The sequence below is a fragment of the Mycobacterium sp. E2479 genome, from assembly GCF_001667925.1.
Taxonomy (GTDB): Bacteria; Actinomycetota; Actinomycetes; order Mycobacteriales; family Mycobacteriaceae; genus Mycobacterium.
On record NZ_LZJR01000163.1, the window covers coordinates 1 to 20582 of the forward strand.

Consider the following 20582-nt stretch of genomic DNA (forward strand, 5'->3'; position numbering starts at 1 on the left):
TACCACCGGACCGCATGCACCAGACACGCGGCTGCGCCACCCACCATGAGAAGCTCGATCACCGGCAAGGTCCAGTTTTGTAGCGTGAACGGGTTGGCGAACTCAATGAAAGGATTTCCGTTACAGCGCAGGTGCCCCAGCGGCTCTGCAAGGCGTTGGAACTCCCGTGTACAGGTATTCATGGCTCAACCTCGCCCCGTTGCGACCATACATTCTCGTAAGAGTGTATAGCACCGCCCGGAGTCGCGTACCCGTTGTGCCGGTAGCCGACATCTCGAAGCGCGGAAGGCGGGTGGGGCGGAAGGCTGGTCATCGAGGATCCGAGACCCGACGGAGGGTGCCACCCTGCGCACCTTCCAGGCCAGCAGATCCGACCGCACCGTGAGGCGGCTCGCGCACGCCGATACCCGCCAAACCGTTGCCATACGCATTTCGATTTATGTATGGTCTGGATGTGAGCGCGGAAAGATATGAGGCCTTGATCGCGGGTGCGGGTTTCTCGGGCATCGCGGCCGCGATCGAGCTGAAGAAGCTCGGCTATCGCGACATCGTCGTCGTCGAGCGTGAAGATGATCTCGGCGGAACCTGGTACGTGAACCGCTACCCCGGTGCCGCCGTAGACATCTTCTCCACTAGCTACCAATACTGGTTTGAGCCGAATCCCGGGTGGGGGCGGCTGTACGCCCGGGGCCCCGAGCTGCACGCGTACGCCAAGCACGTCAGCGACAAGTACGGCGTGACCCGGCACGTCCGGTTGAATACCGTCGTTGAATCTGCGGTCTGGGACGAGGACGTCGAGGTGTGGCGTGTCACGCTCTCCGATGGCAGCACTCTGGCTACTCGTCTGCTGGTGAATGCCACCGGTTTTTTGTCGCAGCGTCACTACCCCGACATCCCCGGGCTGGGGAGGTTCGCCGGAACAATCCTGCACACCACGTGGTGGGATCCACAAAACGATCTCCGCGGCCGTCGAGTCGGCGTGATCGGCACCGGGGCGACGTCGGTGCAGCTATTACCCGAGATCGCTAGAGAGGTCGATAGCCTTACCGTCTACCAACGGACACCCATCTGGGTGACTCCCAAATTCGACTTTGCCGTCCCGGAGCGCGTCAAGAAGGCGTTCGCGAACGTGCCTCTGCTGCATCGGTTTGTCAGCTTCCTGACGAATATGCTCTATCAAATCGTGCTGATGACCGCGGTGATCAACCACGGTCGGTATCGCAAACTCGGCAAGTTCGTCGAATGGCAGTGCAAGGCTCTGCTCTTTCTGCAGGTGCGCGACAAGCAGCTGCGACGCAAGCTGACCCCTGACTATTCATTCGGGTGCAAACGTCCTTCACTGTCCAACAGCTACTACCGGATGTTCACCAAACGTCACGTACAACTCCAGACCGCCGGAATCGACCGTATCGAAGAGGACGGCATCGTCGCGGGTGATGGAACCAAGGCGCACATCGACACACTGATTCTGGCGACCGGGTTCAACGTCTACGACCATAACTTCCCCGCCTTTGAAACCATCGGCAAGGGCGGCATCGACCTCGGCAAGTGGTGGCGCGAAAACCGCTACGCCTCCTACCAGGGCATCACAATCCCGCATTTTCCCAACTACATCTGTATGACGAGTCCCTTCGCGTTCACCGGTCTGTCATTCTTCGACGGGATCCGCCAGCAGACGGTGCACATCAACCGGCTACTCGGCGAAATGCGCCGCCGGAACGCGATCACGTTCGAGGTCTCCGATAGCGCGACTCTGGAATGGACCGCAGAGATGCGGGCAAAAATGAACGATTCCGTGCTGTTCCAGGGCAACTGCGCAACGGCCAATTCGTACTACTACAACTCTGAGGGCGACGTCTGCTGGTTCCGGCCGACCTCGACCCGTGCCGCTTTGAAGCAACAGGCGCAGTTCCCGCTGAGCGATTATCGGATCGCCTGACAGGAAGCCCCACGGATGCCACGACAGGAAGCCACACAGCTGACTCGGCGGGTGCTCGCGCACATGCAAACGGACACCCTCGATATTGAGGAGGACGTTTGGTTCGAGCCTCGCGAATCCTTTGTGAGTAAGCGGAGATTCGAAGCCGACATCGAAATGTTACTCAGGACTCCCCACGTCGTCGGCTGGGCCGGAGAGGTTGCCCAGCCCGGCGAGTTCACTACCAAAGACGTGATGGGCAGGCCGATCGTGATCATCCGCGCCAAGGACGGTGTGTTGCGCGCGTTCATCAATGCATGCGCACACCGAGGAGCGCAGGTCGCTACGGGGTGCGGCAAGGCCCGAGTACTGGCCTGCGGCTATCACGGCTGGACCTACGGTCTGGACGGGCGTCTCACCGGAGCACCGGCGCGCAGGATGTTCGACGGCGCCGGCCTCGACTCACGCGGCCTGACGGAGCTGCCGATCAGTGAACGCTGCGGACTGCTCACTGTGGGATTGTCCGCAGATGTCGATGTCGAGACGCATCTCGATGACGCCGAAATACCGTTTTCCGAGTACAACTTCGGGACCCGACGCCACTACGAGACGCGACGCTACGATGTCGCCGCAAACTGGAAGCTCAACATCGACATCAACTTCGAGGGGTATCACATCAAATATGCCCACCCCGACACCCTGTTCCCGTTGATCACCAACAACTCAGTGATCGACACCTTCGGCCGCCACGGCCGATTCGCATTCCCTTTCCGTAACATCACCGACTTTGCCGATGTACCCGAAAGCAATTGGCCTGCAGACTTCCTGGGCGTTCTCGCCTGGCACCTGTTTCCTTCTACAGTTCTGGTCGAGGTACCGGGCAGCGTCCAGATGATCCGTGTGTACCCGGGCGCATTCCCCAATACGTCGGTCACGTACCTAACACAAGGCGCCTTGGCGCCCGTGGTCAACGACACCGAGCGGCAGTGGCACACCGGACTGATTGATTCGACAAGCCGAGTGCTGGCGGACGAGGACATCCCGCAGGCCGAGTCCTGCCAGAGGGGTCTCGACGCCGGCTTAGACCACGTCGTCTTCGGCCGCAATGAACCGCTGCTCCATCACTTGTCCGCGTCCTGGCGCGACGCTGTCGACGGCCCGACCATTGCGCCGCGCCCGGCCGTGACAATACAGAAGAACGGAACACGTCAATGAATCGACTCAAGGGCAAGGTTGCGCTTGTGACCGGCGCAGCCCGCGGTCAGGGGCGTAGTCACGCGGTTCAGATGGCCGACGAGGGCGCAGATATCGTCCTGATCGACGTCTGCGCCGACATCCCGTCGAACGGCTATCCCCTAGCTACCGTGGAAGACCTTGATGAGACGGTGAAGCTGGTCGAGAAGTCCGGTCGACGCGTGGCCTCAGGGATCGTGGATGTGCGCGACCGCGCCGCGTTGAAGGAGTTCGTCGACACCGCAGTCGCAGAAATGGGCGGGCTGGACATAGTGGTGGCGAACGCCGCGATTTGTCCGCTCGGCAACGACGTTCCCCAGCAGGGCTTCGTGGACGCGTTCGACGTCAACTTTATCGGTGTCGTCAATACCGTGCATCTGGCCGTACCTCATCTCGGTCGAGGGGGATCGGTGATAGTCACCGGTTCCGTGGCGGGTCTGGTCCCGACCACCGGAGTAATGAGTGGACACGGTCTGACCGGCCCGGGCGGCGCGGGCTACGGACTGGCCAAACGGCTGCTGTGTGAGTACGTGAAGTCGCTGGCGATGACGTTGGGAACAAACATGATTCGCGTCAACCTGATGCATCCCACCAATGTGAACACCGATATGCTGCACAACGAACCGATGTACCGCACATTCCGGCCCGATCTGCCCAACCCAACCCGCGAGGACGCGGAGGTCACCTTCCCGTTCATGCAGGTGCTCCCGGTTCCCTACGTTGAGGTGGAAGACATCTCGCACGCAGTCGTTTTCCTCGCATCGGATGAATCTCGCTACGTCACGGGACAGGAGCTCTACATCGATGCTGGCGCGGCGCTAAAACTGGGCATCTGAGATGCCCGCAATGTTATTGCGTGACCAAAGTTTCGGTGATCGACGTGACACGCCTCGCGACACATTTACAGCGCATTGTCCGACCCACGAGGAAGTTCGACTATGACGGCAAAAAAGGCCTTGCGCGTGCGAAGGGTTCGTTACGACTTCAACGCTGACGATGTGCCGTTCATCTGGCAGCCGGAACGACCGGCATTCAGCATCCACACCAACTACATGTCCTTCCTCGCACCAGGATTCGAGAGCATGATCGTTGACGTCACCCGTCAGGCGATCCCGCTGATGCGCGATCCAGCTGCGGTGCACGAGGCCAATCTGTTTCTGCGGCAAGAAGCGCAGCACACGGCGGCGCATGTTCGGCACGTCAACGCTCTGATTCGGCGCTACCCCGGCCTGCAGGAGACCATGGACGAGCTTTATACGTCCTACCGGCACCTTACGACGACAAAAACAGTAGTTTGGCGGCTTGCTTACACGGCCGTGTTGGAAAGCACCTTCACGCCATTCTTCAAGGTGTACCTGGATCACGAGGACAAGCTATTCAGGCCGGGCGACGAGCGGGTCGCCTCGTTGTTCCTGTGGCACTTCGCCGAAGAGATCGAACACCGCGGTTCGGCAATGGTTGTATATAAGGCCGTCAACCAGAGTTTCCTCTACCGGCTCAGAGCGATGGGGAGCGTTTTGAGACATATCGGTGACACGATCTCGATCGTCCACCGCGGCTTTCAGAAGCATGTTCCCGCCGAGGACGGAGGCCACTACGGCGCTGTCCTCCCAGACGGCTTGTCCTTCAGGGCGTTGCGTAACGTGAAGAGGGCGAGAATCGCTCTCAATCAGAAACCGGAGCAGAGCGCCTACGCCGGGATTCCCCGACGCGAAATTGCCAAGATGATCATGGGGTTGACCCGTTGCCAGGCGCCGAATCACGATTCGACATCCGAGGATATACCAACCTTCGCAAATCGCTTCTTTGATCGATACGAAGAGGAGCCACGCTGCGCCCTCCGCTGGTACAGCGCCGGGCCGACCGAAGTTGAAGACGAGTTTGGCGAATCACGTTGACTCAGAACAACTCCGCCGGATGTGACACCGCAAGCATTTGGTGGACGTGTTCGCGCTTCCAGCCGGACGCGTATTCACGTGCCCAAGGACAGGAGGGCAGATGGCCACCACCATTCCTGACGTCGACCTAACGGACGGCACCTTCTACGCAAGTTCGCAAGCCCGTGACGTTTATCGCTGGATGCGCCACTATCAGCCCATCTTCCGAGACCGCAACGGGATGGCGGCGCTGTCGACCCATGCGGCGATACTCGACGCCCAACGCCAGCCCGCTCTCTTTTCCAGCGCCGGAGGTATGCGTCCGGATTACCCCCCGATGCCGTTCATGATCGACATGGACGATCCTGAACACCTGAGAAGGCGCAAACTCGTCAACGAGGGTTTCACCCGCAAAGGTGTCCACGCACGATTGCCCTCGATCGCCAAACTCTGTGACACGCTGATCGACTCGGTGTGCGAACGCGGTGAGTGCGACTTTGTGCGCGACCTGGCCGCTCCATTGCCGATGATCGTGATCGGCGAGATGCTGGGAGTGCTGCCAGAGGAGCACGACATGCTCCTGCGCTGGTCTGACAACCTTATGACGGTCGGATCGCATCTCGACGCCGAAGGGCTGCAGGCCATGACCGACACATTCGAATCATTCACTGCGTTCTGCACCGATGCAATCGCCCGCCGGCGCAGCGAGCCGGGGGCTGACCTGATCAGCACCTTGGTTCGCGCGGAGATCGACGGATATCGACTCTCCGACGAGGAGATCGTCTTGGAAACTCTGCTGATCCTGCTCGGCGGCGACGAAACTACTCGACACACACTCAGTGGCGGAACTGCCCAACTCCTCCGCCACCTCGATCAGTGGACGGCATTGCGTGGCGACCCCACCCTCCTGCCAGGCGCAGTCGAGGAAATGTTGAGGTGGACGACCCCCGCTAAGAACATGTGCCGAACGCTCACCGCCGACACGCTGTTTCACGGTGCGGAGCTCTGTGAGGGCGAGAAAGTGATGATGCTCTATGAATCAGCCAATTTTGACGAGACCATTTTCGGGGATCCCGAAAACTTTCGCATCGACCGTAAGCCCAACAACCACATCACATTTGGCTTCGGACCTCACTTCTGCCTGGGAAACCAGCTCGCTCGGATCGAGATCATCACCATGATGGATCGACTATTGGCGCGACTACCCGACCTTCGGTTGACCGATGATGGTGACCTGCCCCTGCGCGCATCCAACAATGTCAGTGGGGTCGAAAAGATGCCGGTGACCTTTACCCCTACCAGACCGGCATGCTGAAGTGGCGAAGACGCAGCTCTCCCCCAACGCACTCGATCCGCACCATACGGACGTTCACGTTCGTATGATCACAGCGACAGATCTTCCCCTCTGCCGAAAGATGGTGCGACGCCGATGAGCATTGTGGGCATCCGATGAGGGCACCCGGCTTCGCTAACAGCTCAGGGTGGGTGTCGCTGACTGCCTCAGCAATTAGGGCAGCGGCCGTCGCCGCGGCTGTCCTGCGACGCACAGGGCTGGCGCGGACCGCCAACTGGCGGGTGACTTCGCTGATCACAGCCTACGTTGCTTCGTTCGCGGCAATGATCATCGGCAATTCGATAGATGCGGCCAACGTAATGCTCAACATCGCTGTGCAGGTTGTAGCGCTACCGGGAATGTTGGCCTGCGCGATGCTTCCGCTCCGGGCACAAAACGGCACCACTCGACCCCCGCGAAAGATTTGGGAACCTCACACTGAAGATTACAACCTGGCAAGCAGTCCAGGGCAATCAACCGAAACCGGTTGAGGCGCAGGCCGAATCGACAGGAACCAATTTATGCATCGTCTGATGGCGCATCATCGATCCCGGCGGGACATGGAGATCACGCATGTCGGCTAGATTCCCGAGGAATGCCTTTGTGTCGCAGCAAGCACTCGACCCGGGCCTGCGTAGACCAGCTCGTTTTCTGCCGCGCGGGTACGCCCTCCACCGCGGACTCAAACCCCAGCGAGCATTGATGACGCTGCTCGGCGGAATAGGCGCCGATCGCAGTGTCCCCGTGGCACCGGTCAACGAGTATGTTTCGGTCCGATTGCACCGGCCTGCTTCCCTGCCCGCCTACGCACCAGCGCTGCTGTGGATCCATGGTGGGGGGACGTTGATGGGCACCGCAGCACAAGATGATCTGTACTGTCGCCGTCTTGCTCATTGCGCCGGCATCGCCGTTGCTGCTGTCGAGTATCGATTGGCGCCCGAATACCCGTACCCAACCCCGGTCGAAGACTGCTTCTCCGCTTTGTCGTGGTTAGCCCGTCAGCGATGGGTGGACCCAGAACGAGTGGCCGTGGGTGGAGGCAGCGCTGGCGGGCTTTTCGCGGCTGCCGTTGCGCAGCTGGCCCTCGACCGCAAAGAAGTCACGCCTATTCTCCAAATGCTCGTCTACCCAATGCTTGACAATCGCACCGGCGCAGAGAGCGACAGTCGCATGCGCATAATGTGGACCGGTAGCGACAATCAACTGGCGTGGCGGTGGTACTTGAACGGAAGTGATCCTTCCGAAGCCGCGCCCGCGCGTCGACAAGACCTATCAGGGTTGGCGCCCACCTGGATCGGTGTCGGAACGTTGGATCTGTTTTACAGAGAGTGCATGGACTACGCGCAACGCCTGCACGCTGCCGGCGTGCCCGTTCACAAGCAGATCGCGGTCGGGGCCTTTCACGCATTTGATCAGATCGTACGGAATGCACCAATCTCTCTGTCCTTCTTTGCCTCCCAGTGTGATTACTTGAGGACCATGCTGGCCGATCCCAAGTAGAACACCGCCTGTACACCAAGCGTTGCGTAGAGGAGCAGACCCATGGCTACCCGGAGTGAGATGCTTGAGTTCGACCTCTCACATGTCAAGATGCGTGCGCTGGCGTGGGGTCCCCGTAACGGACGGCTTGCGTTGTGCCTCCACGGCTTTCCCGACAGCGCCGACAGCTGGCGGTCGCTGGCGCCAATCCTCGCCGAAAATGGACTCCGAGTTGTCGCGCCCTACACCAGAGGCTACGCACCGACCTCGCTCGCCGACGACGGCGACTACCACATGGGCGCATTGATGTCTGACGTCCTTGAACTCCACCGGGCACTCGGGGCGCCGGCTGATGCAATACTGATCGGCCACGACTGGGGAGCATGGACGTGCAACGCAATAGCGGCCCTGCCCGTCTCGCCTTTCGCCGAGCATATTTCGTTGGCGCTGCCGCCGATTCGAGCCGTCGACATCTCCGCGCAAGGGTCATTGCAGCGGATAAAGATGCTTGCGCGACAATGTCGGATGAGCTGGTACATCATGTTTTTCCAGCTTCCGCTAAAACCCCACCGCGCTTTGGCCCGAGTCATTCCACGGCTGTGGAAAGACTGGTCTCCACGTGGCGCCGATGTGAGCCGGGGAATTGCCGACGCACTCGCGGCATTGCCCGATGACGCTCATCGTCATGCTGCGGTCGCCTACTACCGCGCTATGTTTCGTTTCACTCGCACATCGCCTGCTTATGCCGATCTACACCGTTACCGGTTCAACCTTCCACGTCGTCCGATGTTGCTTCTGCACGGCGAGGAAGACGGCGCCATGCAAGTCGGCTACACGAGAAGAGTATTGGAGTCGCTTCCCGTTGACAGCAGAGCCAAAACTCTGCAGCGAGCTGGTCATTTCTGTCATGTCGACCAACCGAGGGCCGTCGCTGTTTCGATCCTGAATTACCTGCAATGCACACCCAGCATCACGAACTGAGCCCACATCCGTTGTCCTGCAAGCACGCCCCATGTGCCTAATCCGGCGCGGCTCGCTGGTCTGACTCCAGATGCCGCGTTGGACTGGGATCGCCCCAGCGCTTGTTGATCGCACCCCACGGGTCTGCGTAGGCACCGGGAAAACCACGATAGGGTGAATGACGTCTTAGGTACCGGCGCAGCACAGGTGCGAGCGGACGTAACATCCATCGCCGCCAGCCGACCGCTGCGCGAATCTCGTAGAGCATCGCGGGCAGCGAATGACGTTGATAATCCAGAACTTTTTGGGAGTGCAGGGTATCCATCCAGTCGGTCGCAAACCACGCGTGATCGTCGGCGGGGTTGCCGGGCCGTCCCGCCGGCAAGCCGCCCCTCAAGCCCATTGCGGCCGCCGACTCAGTTCCCACGTCGGCCTGAGTGACCCGATGGGTGTCATCGCCGCCGATCAGGAATATCTCTCGGACGTGATCGGTCATTGTTGCCGCACAGAACGCGTACGCCACGTCGCGCACATCGACAGTTTGGATGCGCCCGTCGGAGGGCAGGACTGCTTCGAAGAAAAGCAGATCGCGGTCGAGCGTCCACCGCGGTTCAGCCAGCAGTACCCCGCCTAGCCGAAGTATTACCCAGTCCAGATCGGAAGCAGTGACATGCTTCTCGGCCGTCGCCTTGTGCGCACCGTAGAGATCGCTGGGCTGTAAGGGTGTCGATGTCGTCAAGAACCCGTCGTGCCGACTGGGATTGCGAGCGCCATAGACGGCGACGCTGGACGCCTGTACGAATCGCGGTGGACTCGGCATTGCCGCGGCGGCCTTGACCAAGCTCGCGGTGACGTCCACGTTGACCGCCTCTGCAAGCCGGCGTCGCGCGTAGCAGAACGGCGGAATAATAGCGGCCAAATGGATGATGGCCGTGGGCGCAGCCGCTTCGAGCAGCGCCCACACGTCAGTCGGCGATGTCAGGTCGCCCCACCGCACCTCCACCCCTGCCCGGGCGGTGAATATCTTCGCGCGCTTGCGATTCGCGGGAATATCCAGGTCGGTCGCGATGACTCGGCGGCCCTGGCTGACCAATTCGGCCACCACAGCGGATCCGACCAAGCCAAACGCCCCGGTGACCAGAACGCAATCATCGGTCACAAGCAAACCTCCCTAACCGAGAACCGGAAATCGACGATCCGCAGCCAGCCCGTCCAGCGCCCGCTGCATCGTAATTCGGACGTGAGCGTCAACAGCCGCGATATCAGGATCGGAACCGAACTCCGCGATCACATCGATCGGATCGAGGACTTCCGTGACGATCTTGGAAGGCAACGGAATGTTCGGCGAAAGCATGACGGTCAACCCGAACGGCACACCGATGGACACCGGCAGGGTGTCCATCCGCAGAAACCGTTTCAGCCCAAGCCATTTAGCTAATCCCTGGCCGCGGGCAAGAAATAGCTGCGTCTCCTGCCCGCCGATAGAGACGACGGGAACGATCGGGACGTTCGTGGCGAGCGCGGTGCGAATGTAGCCGGTGCGGCCGTTGAAATCGATGGTGCGGCCCGCGCCGGTCGGACGATAGACGTCATACTCCCCGCCAGGAAATACCATCACCACCGCACCGGCGCGCAGCGCAGCGGCGGCGTTTTCACGGCTGGCTTGGATAGCACCAATTCGGGATACGACGTTGGCGATTGGCCAAATTGCCATCAAGTCGTGGCAGAGGGTGTACACCGGTCGACGTAGACCAAACCTTTCATAGAAGCCGGCGGCGAACACCGCGGTATCCATCGTCATCATTCCGCCGGAATGATTCGACACCACCAATGCTCCGCCGTCCGGCATCCTTTGTAGACCGCGCACCTCTGCGCGGTGGTAAATCCTGAGGAATCGCCGAACGGGTCCCAATACGCGCTCGATGAGCCGGGGATCCCTATTGTCGACGACGCTCGTCGTGTCGTGTTCGCTCTGTGAAGGCATATGCACCTGCCGGGCCCGCCGACGTGTGACGCAACGTCTTGAGAGCCAGGTTCTGGACAGTTGTCTGATTTCCTCTTCTAGATTAGCCACCACGACGCCATCGAGCAAGGTGGTGTCAGCCCAGATCAAGCACGGGCCGGTAGAAATCATTTCCCAGGCCGGATTTCATGCCCCTAGACCGAAGGCGGGACGCACCTTCCCTCCTGCGTACTGTCCGTCAGGAACTTGAGATGAGCCGGAGATCATCCTAGAGTTGCGTCTAGATACTGGACAACTGTCCAGATTATATTTCGGGGATGGAAGGCCGAACCATGGCGTATGTGATTACACAGAACTGCTGCAAGGACGCCAGTTGTGTGCCTGTATGTCCGGTGGACTGTATCCGGCCCACAGGTGGTGCCGACGAATTCGGTCGCACGGAGATGCTCTACATAGACCCCGAGGCGTGCATCGACTGCGGCGCGTGCGTTGAGGAGTGCCCCGTCGATGCCATTCACTACGAAGACGACCTACCGGAAAGCCTTGCCCCTTTTAGAGATATCAACGCGGCTTACTTCGCGAGAAACCCGCTGGGGCCAGACGTCTGTGCCCCCTCAGAGGAACATGAACCTGTCGTTCCAGGATCGTTGCGCGTGGCTATCGTCGGAGCTGGTCCAGCGGCCTGCTATGCCGCAACACAACTCTTAGCAATCGACGGCGTCGAAGTGGATCTTTTCGAACGTCTGCCCACGCCTTTTGGTCTGATCAGAGCCGGTGTCGCCCCCGATCATCAACACACCAAGTCGGTGACGACTATATTTGAACGCACCTTCGCCCATGAGCGAATTGGCTGCCACCTGAATGTTGAGGTGGGAACAAACCTCACACACGACGAGTTGATGGCCCATCATCACGCCGTGATCTATGCGGTCGGAGCGTCCACGAGTCGTGATCTCGGCATTCCGGGCGAAGACCTGCCGGGCAGTCATGGCGCGGCAGACTTCGTCGGCTGGTACAACGGGCATCCTGACCACGCCAACCACGACTTCGACCTCTCAGCAGAACGGGCCGTCATCGTCGGTAACGGCAATGTCGCGCTCGACGTCGCCCGCATGATGGTGATGGACCCTGCCCAACTCGTCGACACCGATATCTGCGACCACGCACTGGATGCACTGTCGCATAGCAATATTCGTGAAGTTCTCATCCTCGGCCGGCGCGGCCCGCGGGAGGCCGCATTCTCGGTGAGCGAGTTCCTCGCGCTGGGCTATCTAAAGGGCGTCGATATCGTAATTGAAGGCGGCGATGACCTTGACGGCCGGCCAGATGACGATATGGAGACCACGTGGAAACTGAAGATTGCTCACAAATATGTCCAACGCCCGACAACACCCGGAAACAAGCGAATCGTGTTCTGCTTTTTGACTTCTCCCATCGAGGTACTCGGAAACGAACGTGTTGAGGCGGTGCGCGTTACTCGCGGCCCCGGTGCCGACCGCGAGGACATTGAGACGTTCCTTTTTCTGAGGTCGATCGGTTACTGCAGCGCGCCAGTAGCCAGACTGGCACTCGACCCTACCAGTGGCGCAGTGCGCAACGATGGTGGTCGAGTTCTCGACGCGCAGGGCAACTCGGTGCCGGGTGTCTACGTGACCGGCTGGACTAAGCGTGGGCCACACGGCGTGATCGGCACCAACCGGATGTGCGCCGACGAGACCGTCACCCGTCTGCTGGCTGATTACGACGCGGGCACCCTGAAGCGCGACATTGCCGATCGCGAGGCGCTGCTGGCGTTGATGGCTGACCGCGGCATTGCTCCTGTTGACTGGAACGGCTGGCGCACCATCGATGCCGCTGAACGTGCACGCGGAAAGAAGATTTCGCGACCGCGAGTTAAGTTCATCTCTGTCGATGAGATGCTGGCGGCGATCAAGTCGTAAGCCGGATGCAGCAGGCAGGCGGTGGCAGATCCCTGAATCCGCCGCCACCACCGGAACTCTTAGCCGACATCGGATAGTTCAGCACGATGCGCCGGCACTGCGGGCGTCTTTTGGCCAGCACGAAGGAAGCTTCCGATCCGTTCCGTGCCCACGATCGGGGTCGGTTCGCCATTGACGAACGCCATTCGGCCGCTGACCATTACCGCGGTGACCGTCTCGTCGTTGCGGTTGACCATACGGGACAGGCCCCCGAAGTGATCGATCTTTGCTTCGGCGTAAGTTTCGAGACGCTCATCGAGCTTCTCAGGGTCGATCAGGATTAGGTCGGCGCGGTCGCCCTCACGCAGATGTCCCGCGTCGATGCCGTACCAGGATCCCAGGTCGCCCGTCATGCGGTGCACCGCGGCCTCGATGCTCATGAAAGGTCTTCCTGCGATCTCGGCGTCTCGCACATGCTTCAAGAAGCGCAGACCATTGTTGTAAAAGGCCATATTGCGCAGATGCGCGCCGGCGTCGGAAAAGCCCATCTGCACAGAGGGGTCCGTGGCGAATTTCTTGAGCACCTTAGGTCGATGGTTGGAGATGGTTGTCCGCCACCGTAACGCCCTGCCGTGCTCAAGCACGAGGTCCAGGAACGCGTCGACGGGGTGCATACCTCCGCGCTCGATACCGACCTCACCGAACGATTTACCGATTACTGATGCATCTGGGCACGAAACGATTTCGGCGTCGAAGAAGTTGCGGTGCCAAACGCGGATCCCCATCTTCTTCTCGTAATCCTTGCGGAACCGGCGGCGGTAGGATTCGTCGCGCAACATCTCGTTGCGTTCTGGACTGTCCTGCACATGCTGGGCCAAGCACCCGGCGCCGAATTCTTCGAAGATAACGAAGTCGATGCCGTCGGCATATACCTCAAACGGCACGGGCAGGTGTTGCCACCGGAAATCACCACCGAGTTTGTTCACCAGTCGCGCAGGTGGTCGCAAGATGTAGGGCGACAGTGGGTTGGATTTCGCATCGGCCGCTGCCAGCAACGTGGTCTTGAGGTTCTTGCGGAACACGCCGAGAGACTGCACCATCTGCGACAGCATGTTGAGCGGATTCTCGATATCAGGTCCGGATTGCAGGACGCGCCTGCGGCGCCTGACGAGCGTCTTGAGGCGGCGCAGCTCACGTCGACGCGCGTAGGTGGAGGGCAACATACGAGAGCGGCATGCTTCGCCATCGAGCTTGTCGAATTTGAGCTGCTGGGACGACAGCCCGACGAACCCCGCATCGAGTGCTTCGCCGAGCCACTTTTCCATTTGGGCCAGCTCGGCGCCGGTGGGACGTACATCGTCACGAGTGGCGCGATCCAAACCCATGACCGCGGTTCGCATGTCCGAGTGTCCGAGGAACGCTGCCATATTTGGGCCCAGGGGCCGTGACTCTAGCGCTTCGATGTACTCCTCAGCGGTGGACCAAGTTTTGTGGCGATCTACCGCCTCGATCACGTGCTCGCGGGGAATCGCCTCCACACGCCCAAACAGATCACCGGCCCCAACCCCACCGACATGCACCGTTGACAACGAGCATGACCCGATCAGCACCGTGGTGACGCCGTGGCGCAGCGACTCGGACAGCGCAGGGCCGTCCAGCACTTCCACGTCGTAATGGGTGTGAATATCGATCATGCCGGGAATCGCCCACTTGCCGGCCCCGTCGATGACGTGTGAACAGCCACTTTCGTCGAGCTCGCCCGCGGAGATGCGTGCGATGTGTCCGTTACGGATACCAACGTGGCGAATCGACGACGGAGCGCCGGTACCGTCGAACCACCGGCAATTGCGGATGATTGCGTCATACGCCATTAGTCCGTGGATCCTTTCCCGGGTTGTGGGCTGTCGGAGCGGCAGCGATCGCACGCACTGCGCTGTCCACAACGACTATAGCGCGTGACAAGACACAATTACTATATCGTCTAGTGAGAAACGGTCATGCTTGTCGGGACAGCGATTTCGGTTGGTTTACTTCGTCCGCGAAGAATTTTTGACTCGACCACGCTCCACCGCCCCGCCTCGGATGCATCAGCCCTGCCCAGCGCGGCGCCCGAAGCAGCGAGACCGCCCGAGAGCTTTGCGATCTCGGTCAGCCTTGCCGCTTCATTGACGGGGTCACCTATTACGGTGTATTCATACCGGCTGGGATCACCGACGTTGCCTGCCACCGCCCTACCGGCAGATGCGCCGATGCCGACCTTTAGGTCGCTATGGTTGGTGTTGAGCAGGACGTGGAGTTCTCGGGCCGCGGCGAGCGCGTGGGTGGCTGCTTGCGGGTCGGCGACGGGCGCGCCAAAGACTGCCAGCACCGCATCGCCTACAAACTTGTCGACCCGACCCCGATGCTGCTCCACGGTGCTCACGACGATTGCGAAGAAGTCGTTGAGCATTCCCACCAACTCGTGCGGATCCAGCGTAGTCGCCAGCCGTGTCGATCCCACCAAGTCCACGAATAGCACCGCGACTTCGCAACTGACTCCATGCATCTCGGTCTCGCCGGGCCTTCCCTCAGCGACTTGTTCAGCGAATTCGGCTACTTCGCGGCCGACGTGCCGGCTGAAAAGGTCGCGAAGCTGCTCACGTTCACGCAAGCCACGCGCCATCCTATTGAAACCGGCCTGCAGCAGACCCAGCTCAGTAGTGTCGAACACACGAACAGAGACACCGAAGTCACTGTGTTCGATGCGTCGCATACCGCGCGTGACCTCGTCGATCGGGTCGGCGGTGCTCGCCGCCGTAAACGCGGCGACAAATAGACCGCTGATCAGGGCGCACACAACCAGTGCAAGAACAACGACCGCCAGCCGGTGACTAGAGTAATCAACGACGAGTGCGCTCGCGGCGACCAGAATGAGCATCAACAGGGGAATGCCTGTTCCCACCACCCAGGCGCCGACCGTGCGCAGTCGCAGGCCTGGACCGTGTGGCCGAGTTGGTGGTTTACGAGTCAGCAATTCAGTTACGGGGGGCCGCAATGCGCGAAGGCATAACCAGTAAGACAATGCTGTTGTCACCGCTGCGCCCAGCGCCATCGACACGCCCAATGTCGTTGCTAGCCAGGGCGAATCAAAGTTCGTAAGAACTAGCAGCATCATTGCGCCACACCAAACAGCCCCGTGGATCACCGCAACACGAGTTGGAGTGCTGAGCAATGTACGGAGTTTCACCGCGTTACTAGCACCGATGGGCACAGTCACCCAGTAACGACCTCCGCAGATCGCCAAGGGTACAACGGCAGCCACATATAGGATGCAGGCAGCTATATTCGATTGAAGGACATGGCGCTGGGTCAAGCCCGCTCCGGTGGGTAGTGCCCACCACGTCAAGGCCGCAATAACCGCCGCACCAAGAATTGCCGGCACGACAACGCCAGATATCAGAAGCGCTCTAACTCCGCGCGATACCGGGTATGTTCGGTGGCCGTTGCGTGTCCAACATCCACGCGTCATCTTTGCGATACCAGATCCCCGGTTTCGCGACTCAACCCCTGAGCGGCCAGCCTGCAGCGAACCGTCCGGTGGAATGAGCATGGGCGTCGTCTCTCAATGATAATGTGCTGGAACGTAATTCCGCTGCGAGCTGCAATCAGGCCCGGCGTTCCGGCATTGCGTTCGGGTCCACAACGGCGCGCCTTGGCGGTGCCACTCGGCCATCGAAGGCCCTGTACCAACGTCGACGGCCCGACGCATATGGCCCCTGGGCATACCGTGACCGCCTAGGGTCTGAAATCGTAACGAGTTCCTCAGGATTGGCTCCTACCGCAGCGCGGGGTGGGGCGCGAGTCGCACCATTAGTCCAGTACCGGCGGCATGGGCCATAGCGGTGCGCTCATCGTTTCCCAGCTCGGATAGTGACCGGGTTGCCGTCCGGAGGTGATAGCTGCTATCCGCTCGTCGAGCTGCGGACTATTATTGCCGTCTTGCACGATGTCGAGCATGGCCGCGGTCGCGAGCCCGACGTCGAAGATGTCGCGCTGCCAGGCCCAACTGCGCTCGCCGCTGTACTGAAACCAACTGCCGCCCAACCCCTGAACTTCATAGCGCCCACCGCGCGGAGTTGGGAAGGTGGATAATTGGCGCCACAGACCGAAGGCCTGGCCGGTGGTGTCGTCGAAGAGAACTGCTTGGTACGGGTACACCCAACCTTGGAAACCAAGCATCTCGGTGCCCAGCGCCAGATCACGAATCTCGGCGCGGCCGTCGGCCATGAAGTGGTCGGTCGCTGAATAGGACCAGCCGTAGGTGGCCTGCGGCGCGTAAAAGTCAGCCAGCATCGTCCAGTCGCCGGTGTCTTGGGCCCTTCGGTTGGCCTCGATCCACTCTCGCCAGAAGACGTCGAAATCTGTTCTATCGTAGGCCATAAAGTCCCCTCCTCCGGTCATGATGTCCGATGCGCATATCGCATAATCCGCTTGCCGACGGACGGCTCGCTTCGATAACGAGCTGCCGGTGTCGGCGGGGTCATGCGCGTCTGTGAGGAAGCGGATCCGACTTGCAGCAGCACGCCAATGAGTTCGAGGTCAGTTTGAGTGGCAAGGCGCTTAATCATCTCGGAGCCGACGTTGCCGGTGGCTACCTGGAAAACCTTGATCGGCTGAGAATCACTCACTGCCGTACCTTCCTGGTGGATGGATCTGCTAGTCGGGGGATCGTCGCCCGAAAATCAGCCTTCAACGTTAGTGGTGGCCAGTTCGGCTGCGCTGCCGCCTTTGCCATCGGGATAGAACTTCATCGCCCACTCGCGGATGGCGGTAAAGCCCTTGTTTTCTGCAGTCGTCAGGGCTGGTGGATCGGAGTAGCGCTGGTGGGCCCAGATGCCCACGTCCTGGGTGAACTGCCGGATGACTTCGTTGCCGAATGCGCGGGCCTTCGCCTCGGCTCGCTCGTCATCGCGCCCGGGCGTGCGCCCAATGTAGACCATGAACCGCACGTCCGACACGTGGTCGTCGATCGGGGTGATGGCCGAGATGGTGCGATTGTCGACCATCCCCCAGCTCTTGGTGACCGCGACGCCTAGGCCGCCGTTGATGGCCATCACCCCACTTGTGACCTCGTCGATGCTCTGGGTGTCGTCGCCCTCGAAGGTGATGGTGAAATCGACATAGGAAACGGGATCGTCGAAATCGTGGCGAGTGAACACCGGCACGATTGGTGTGTTGTGTACGTACTTGAAGTGTGCGAAGTCCACCCCGTTTTCCAGCACGTACTGTGGGTGCAGCTCCAGGCATTGCTTGAATAGTCGCTGCTGAGCGTAATAATCGGCCGCAGTGCTGCCGTCGGCGAAGTCGGCAAAAACGTCGGGCGCGTCAAAAAACGGTTCGCGATCCTCGACGTCATGCCAGATGTAGACCGATTCATTGCGCTCCACGACCGGATAGGTACGGATGCGCCGGCCCCGGTTGGGTCGGTCCTGATACGGAATACAGACGTTGCGGCCCTGTGGATTCCACTGCCACCCGTGGAACGGGCACTGCAACACGTCGCCGACGACCCTGCCGCCATAACCTAGGTGTGCGCCCAAATGCCCACAATAAGCGTTCATCACGGTCAGCTCGCCGGACTGGGCCCGCCAAGCGACCATCTCCTGGTCGAAGTATTTCACCGTGTGGACGTCACCCACGCCGATCTCGTCAGACCACGCGACCTGAAACCATCCCGTCGGCTTCATCGACAACGGCGGCTTAGCCATCACGCTGTCCTTTCCTGTTGTGTCGCGGCGTGATTCACCAACTAGCAGCGACCTATAGCCGTGCACCGTGACGTGCACGCATAATCATAGTGCGGTCTATGATATCAGCAGAGAGCACTCTATGAAAAGCAAAATTTAGACTATGGTCATACACAACGCTACTTGTGTACGGTGAGTCAGTGTCTGATTCGACAGGGACTCGAACCGCCCCGGCGGCCGGCGATTCCGGCCTCGGGCGCTTAGTTGGTGTGCCGTTCCATGATCCCGACGAGGTCATCCGCGCCGCGATCGCCGAGGCGAGTGTGCCTGCCTTGTTGATGTCGATGGTGCACATGACCGGTGACATGAGCTTGCTCGGCGAGCTTCCCAAACCCTTCATGTTGATTGCGATGGATCTCCAAGGCGGCATGAGTGAGGTCGACAAGGAAGAGGTGCGTCAACGAGCCTTCGACGTGGTGCGCGATTACCGTGACCGGGGCTGCCCACCACCATTCGTCCCCGATGCGCCGCAATTGCGCCAGATGCTCGACGTCATCAGCGCCGGACAGGTCACCGATGAGTTCATCGACTACATCGCTGCCGATCTGCGCCTGTCCGACGCAGACCAAAGCGGCCCGGAACTGCGATCGACGCCGGCGCAACGCGCCACCTTCCCCGTTGTGGTGATCGGCGCCGGTGAGGCCGGATTACTCGCCGGGATCAAACTCAAGCGGGCAGGTATCCCCTTCACGGTCATCGAGAAGCAGCCGGGCGTGGGAGGCACGTGGCACGCCAACCGCTATCCCGGCTGCCGCGTCGACATAGCCAGTCAGTACTACACCTACTCATTCGAACCCACCGATCACTGGTCGCACTTCTACGCCGAACAGCACGAGATCCTGGCCTATCTCAACAAAGTAATGAACAGCCACGACATCGGTGGGCACCTGAGGCTCGAAACCGAAGCCACGGGGGCAGTTTGGAACGACCAAGCCGCCACCTGGACGGTGCACACTCGGGATATCAACGGCAATCGTGACGAGTTGGTGGCGCGCGCCGTGATCTGCGCCGTCGGTCAGTTCAGCAATGCCGTCATCCCGAACATCAAGGGCGCCAATGACTTCGGCGGACCAGCATTTCACACCGCCAACTGGGACGACACCGTTGATTTGGCGGGCAAACACGTCGCCGTGATCGGCGCGGGCGCCAGCGGGTTTCAGCTAGTCCCTGCGATCGCACCGGTCACCGAGCATGTCGATGTCTACCAGCGCACCGCGCAATGGATGGCTCCCAACGTCGACTACCACGCATCGATTGGCGAAGGCGCCAACTGGGCGCTGCGTCATCTGCCTTACTACGCGCGCTGGGTGCGGTTCGTCTCGTGGTGGCCGATTACCGATGGCGCCGCCGACCGGGTGGTGATCGATCCGGATTGGGACGACGGCGGATTGTCTTGTGGGCAGGCGAATCGCGATGTGCGTGAACTGTTCATCGCGTGGATGCGATCCTTCACTGACGATGAGGACCTGTTGGCAAAGGTCACGCCCAACTATCCGCCGATGGGCAAACGGACATTGCAGGACAACGGCACCTGGCTCACCACCCTGCAGCGCGATGACGTGGACCTGATCACTGACCAGATCGCCGAAATCACCCATGACGGGGTGACCACAGTCGACGGGGCGCATCGACATGCTGACGTGCTGATCTGGGCTACGGGATTCGACGTCAACCATCAGCTCGGGCCGATCAATATACGTGGCCTTGAGGGTCGCGAGCTCAACGAGGCGTGGGGAGATGCGGCCTACGCCTACCTTGGCATCACCGTCCCTGGGTTCCCCAACTTCTACTGCATGTACGGGCCCGGCACCAATGCGGTCAATGGCGCCAGCATCATCTACAACTCCGAATGCCAAATGCGCTACATCTTGGGATGCATCGATATGGTGCTATCCGCTGATGCCGCGTCGGCCATGGTGCGCGAGCAGGTATGCCACGACTACAACCAGCGCAGTCAGGCGCAACTGAAAACGATGGTGTACTCACATTCCTCGGTCAGCAGCTACTACAAGAACGCCGCCGGTGATCTCCCCACGCTATATGCCTGGCGCATCGTCGATTACTGGAAGTGGACCAACAGTCCCAACCCCGACGACTACGAACTACGGCCCTGA

16 protein-coding genes and 1 pseudogene are annotated in these 20582 nt (G+C 60.4%); 9 read left to right on the forward strand and 8 right to left on the reverse strand.

What is annotated here, in order from left to right:
• Nucleotides 1–182 (reverse strand): annotated as a pseudogene (locus tag A5686_RS28145) (hypothetical protein); the annotation flags it as partial.
• Nucleotides 183–454: 272 nt separating this feature from the next.
• Here A5686_RS28145 and A5686_RS25285 point away from each other — a divergent pair.
• The 7 genes from A5686_RS25285 (at nt 455) to A5686_RS25320 (ending at nt 8821) form a co-directional block, all read left to right on the forward strand.
• On the forward strand, nt 455–1939 hold the full coding sequence (locus A5686_RS25285) for an NAD(P)/FAD-dependent oxidoreductase (RefSeq protein ID WP_156750237.1): 1485 nt from the start codon (nt 455–457) through the stop codon (nt 1937–1939).
• A 15-nt stretch (nt 1940–1954) separates the two neighbouring features.
• Nucleotides 1955–3133: an aromatic ring-hydroxylating dioxygenase subunit alpha gene (locus A5686_RS25290; RefSeq protein WP_067940147.1), complete on the forward strand. Its 1179-nt coding sequence runs from the start codon at nt 1955–1957 to the stop codon at nt 3131–3133.
• On the forward strand, nt 3130–3987 hold the full coding sequence (locus A5686_RS25295) for a mycofactocin-coupled SDR family oxidoreductase (RefSeq protein WP_067940149.1): 858 nt from the start codon (nt 3130–3132) through the stop codon (nt 3985–3987). Before A5686_RS25290 ends, A5686_RS25295 begins: the two co-directional genes overlap by 4 nt.
• Before the next feature lie 102 nt (nt 3988–4089).
• Complete coding sequence (locus tag A5686_RS25300; protein WP_067940151.1) at nt 4090–5049, forward strand: metal-dependent hydrolase; 960 nt, start codon at nt 4090–4092, stop codon at nt 5047–5049.
• A gap of 100 nt (nt 5050–5149) precedes the next feature.
• Nucleotides 5150–6343, forward strand: a complete 1194-nt coding sequence (locus A5686_RS25305) for a cytochrome P450 (RefSeq protein ID WP_067940153.1) — start codon at nt 5150–5152, stop codon at nt 6341–6343.
• Nucleotides 6344–6934: 591 nt separating this feature from the next.
• Nucleotides 6935–7861: an alpha/beta hydrolase gene (locus tag A5686_RS25315; RefSeq protein ID WP_067940157.1), complete on the forward strand. Its 927-nt coding sequence runs from the start codon at nt 6935–6937 to the stop codon at nt 7859–7861.
• Nucleotides 7862–7921: 60 nt separating this feature from the next.
• Nucleotides 7922–8821 (forward strand): alpha/beta fold hydrolase, encoded by a 900-nt coding sequence (locus tag A5686_RS25320; RefSeq protein WP_067940266.1) that lies wholly within the window; start codon nt 7922–7924, stop codon nt 8819–8821.
• A gap of 37 nt (nt 8822–8858) precedes the next feature.
• On the opposite strand, the gene A5686_RS25325 is transcribed toward A5686_RS25320, so the two are convergent.
• A complete protein-coding gene (locus tag A5686_RS25325) occupies nt 8859–9959 on the reverse strand; it encodes an NAD(P)-dependent oxidoreductase (protein WP_067940159.1) in 1101 nt (366 codons plus the stop codon).
• Between the two features lie 12 nt (nt 9960–9971).
• On the reverse strand, nt 9972–10784 hold the full coding sequence (locus A5686_RS25330; protein ID WP_067940161.1) for a 1-acyl-sn-glycerol-3-phosphate acyltransferase: 813 nt from the start codon (nt 10782–10784) through the stop codon (nt 9972–9974).
• 311 nt (nt 10785–11095) lie between these two features.
• Between A5686_RS25330 and A5686_RS25335 the strand changes: the two genes are divergently transcribed.
• Nucleotides 11096–12703: an FAD-dependent oxidoreductase gene (locus tag A5686_RS25335; protein WP_067940267.1), complete on the forward strand. Its 1608-nt coding sequence runs from the start codon at nt 11096–11098 to the stop codon at nt 12701–12703.
• 59 nt (nt 12704–12762) lie between these two features.
• Here A5686_RS25335 and A5686_RS25340 read toward each other — a convergent pair whose 3' ends face one another.
• The 5 genes from A5686_RS25340 to A5686_RS25355 all read right to left on the reverse strand — a co-directional run bounded on the left by A5686_RS25340 (nt 12763) and on the right by A5686_RS25355 (nt 18429).
• Nucleotides 12763–14553, reverse strand: a complete 1791-nt coding sequence (locus A5686_RS25340) for an amidohydrolase family protein (RefSeq protein WP_067940163.1) — start codon at nt 14551–14553, stop codon at nt 12763–12765.
• Between the two features lie 110 nt (nt 14554–14663).
• On the reverse strand, nt 14664–15836 hold the full coding sequence (locus tag A5686_RS25345) for an adenylate/guanylate cyclase domain-containing protein (RefSeq protein ID WP_197520699.1): 1173 nt from the start codon (nt 15834–15836) through the stop codon (nt 14664–14666).
• A gap of 695 nt (nt 15837–16531) precedes the next feature.
• Nucleotides 16532–17101 (reverse strand): hypothetical protein, encoded by a 570-nt coding sequence (locus A5686_RS25350; protein WP_082947819.1) that lies wholly within the window; start codon nt 17099–17101, stop codon nt 16532–16534.
• A gap of 17 nt (nt 17102–17118) precedes the next feature.
• Nucleotides 17119–17349 carry a hypothetical protein gene (locus A5686_RS26975; RefSeq protein ID WP_082947820.1) on the reverse strand — a complete coding sequence of 77 codons (231 nt, stop codon included), beginning with the start codon at nt 17347–17349 and terminating at the stop codon, nt 17119–17121.
• A 54-nt stretch (nt 17350–17403) separates the two neighbouring features.
• Nucleotides 17404–18429, reverse strand: coding sequence for a Rieske 2Fe-2S domain-containing protein (locus A5686_RS25355; RefSeq protein WP_067940270.1), 1026 nt, complete (start codon nt 18427–18429; stop codon nt 17404–17406).
• Between the two features lie 179 nt (nt 18430–18608).
• On the opposite strand from A5686_RS25355, the gene A5686_RS25360 reads away from it, so the two are divergent.
• The gene (locus A5686_RS25360; protein ID WP_067940273.1) at nt 18609–20582 is read left to right on the forward strand and encodes an NAD(P)/FAD-dependent oxidoreductase; all 1974 of its coding nucleotides are present in this window, start codon (nt 18609–18611) and stop codon (nt 20580–20582) included.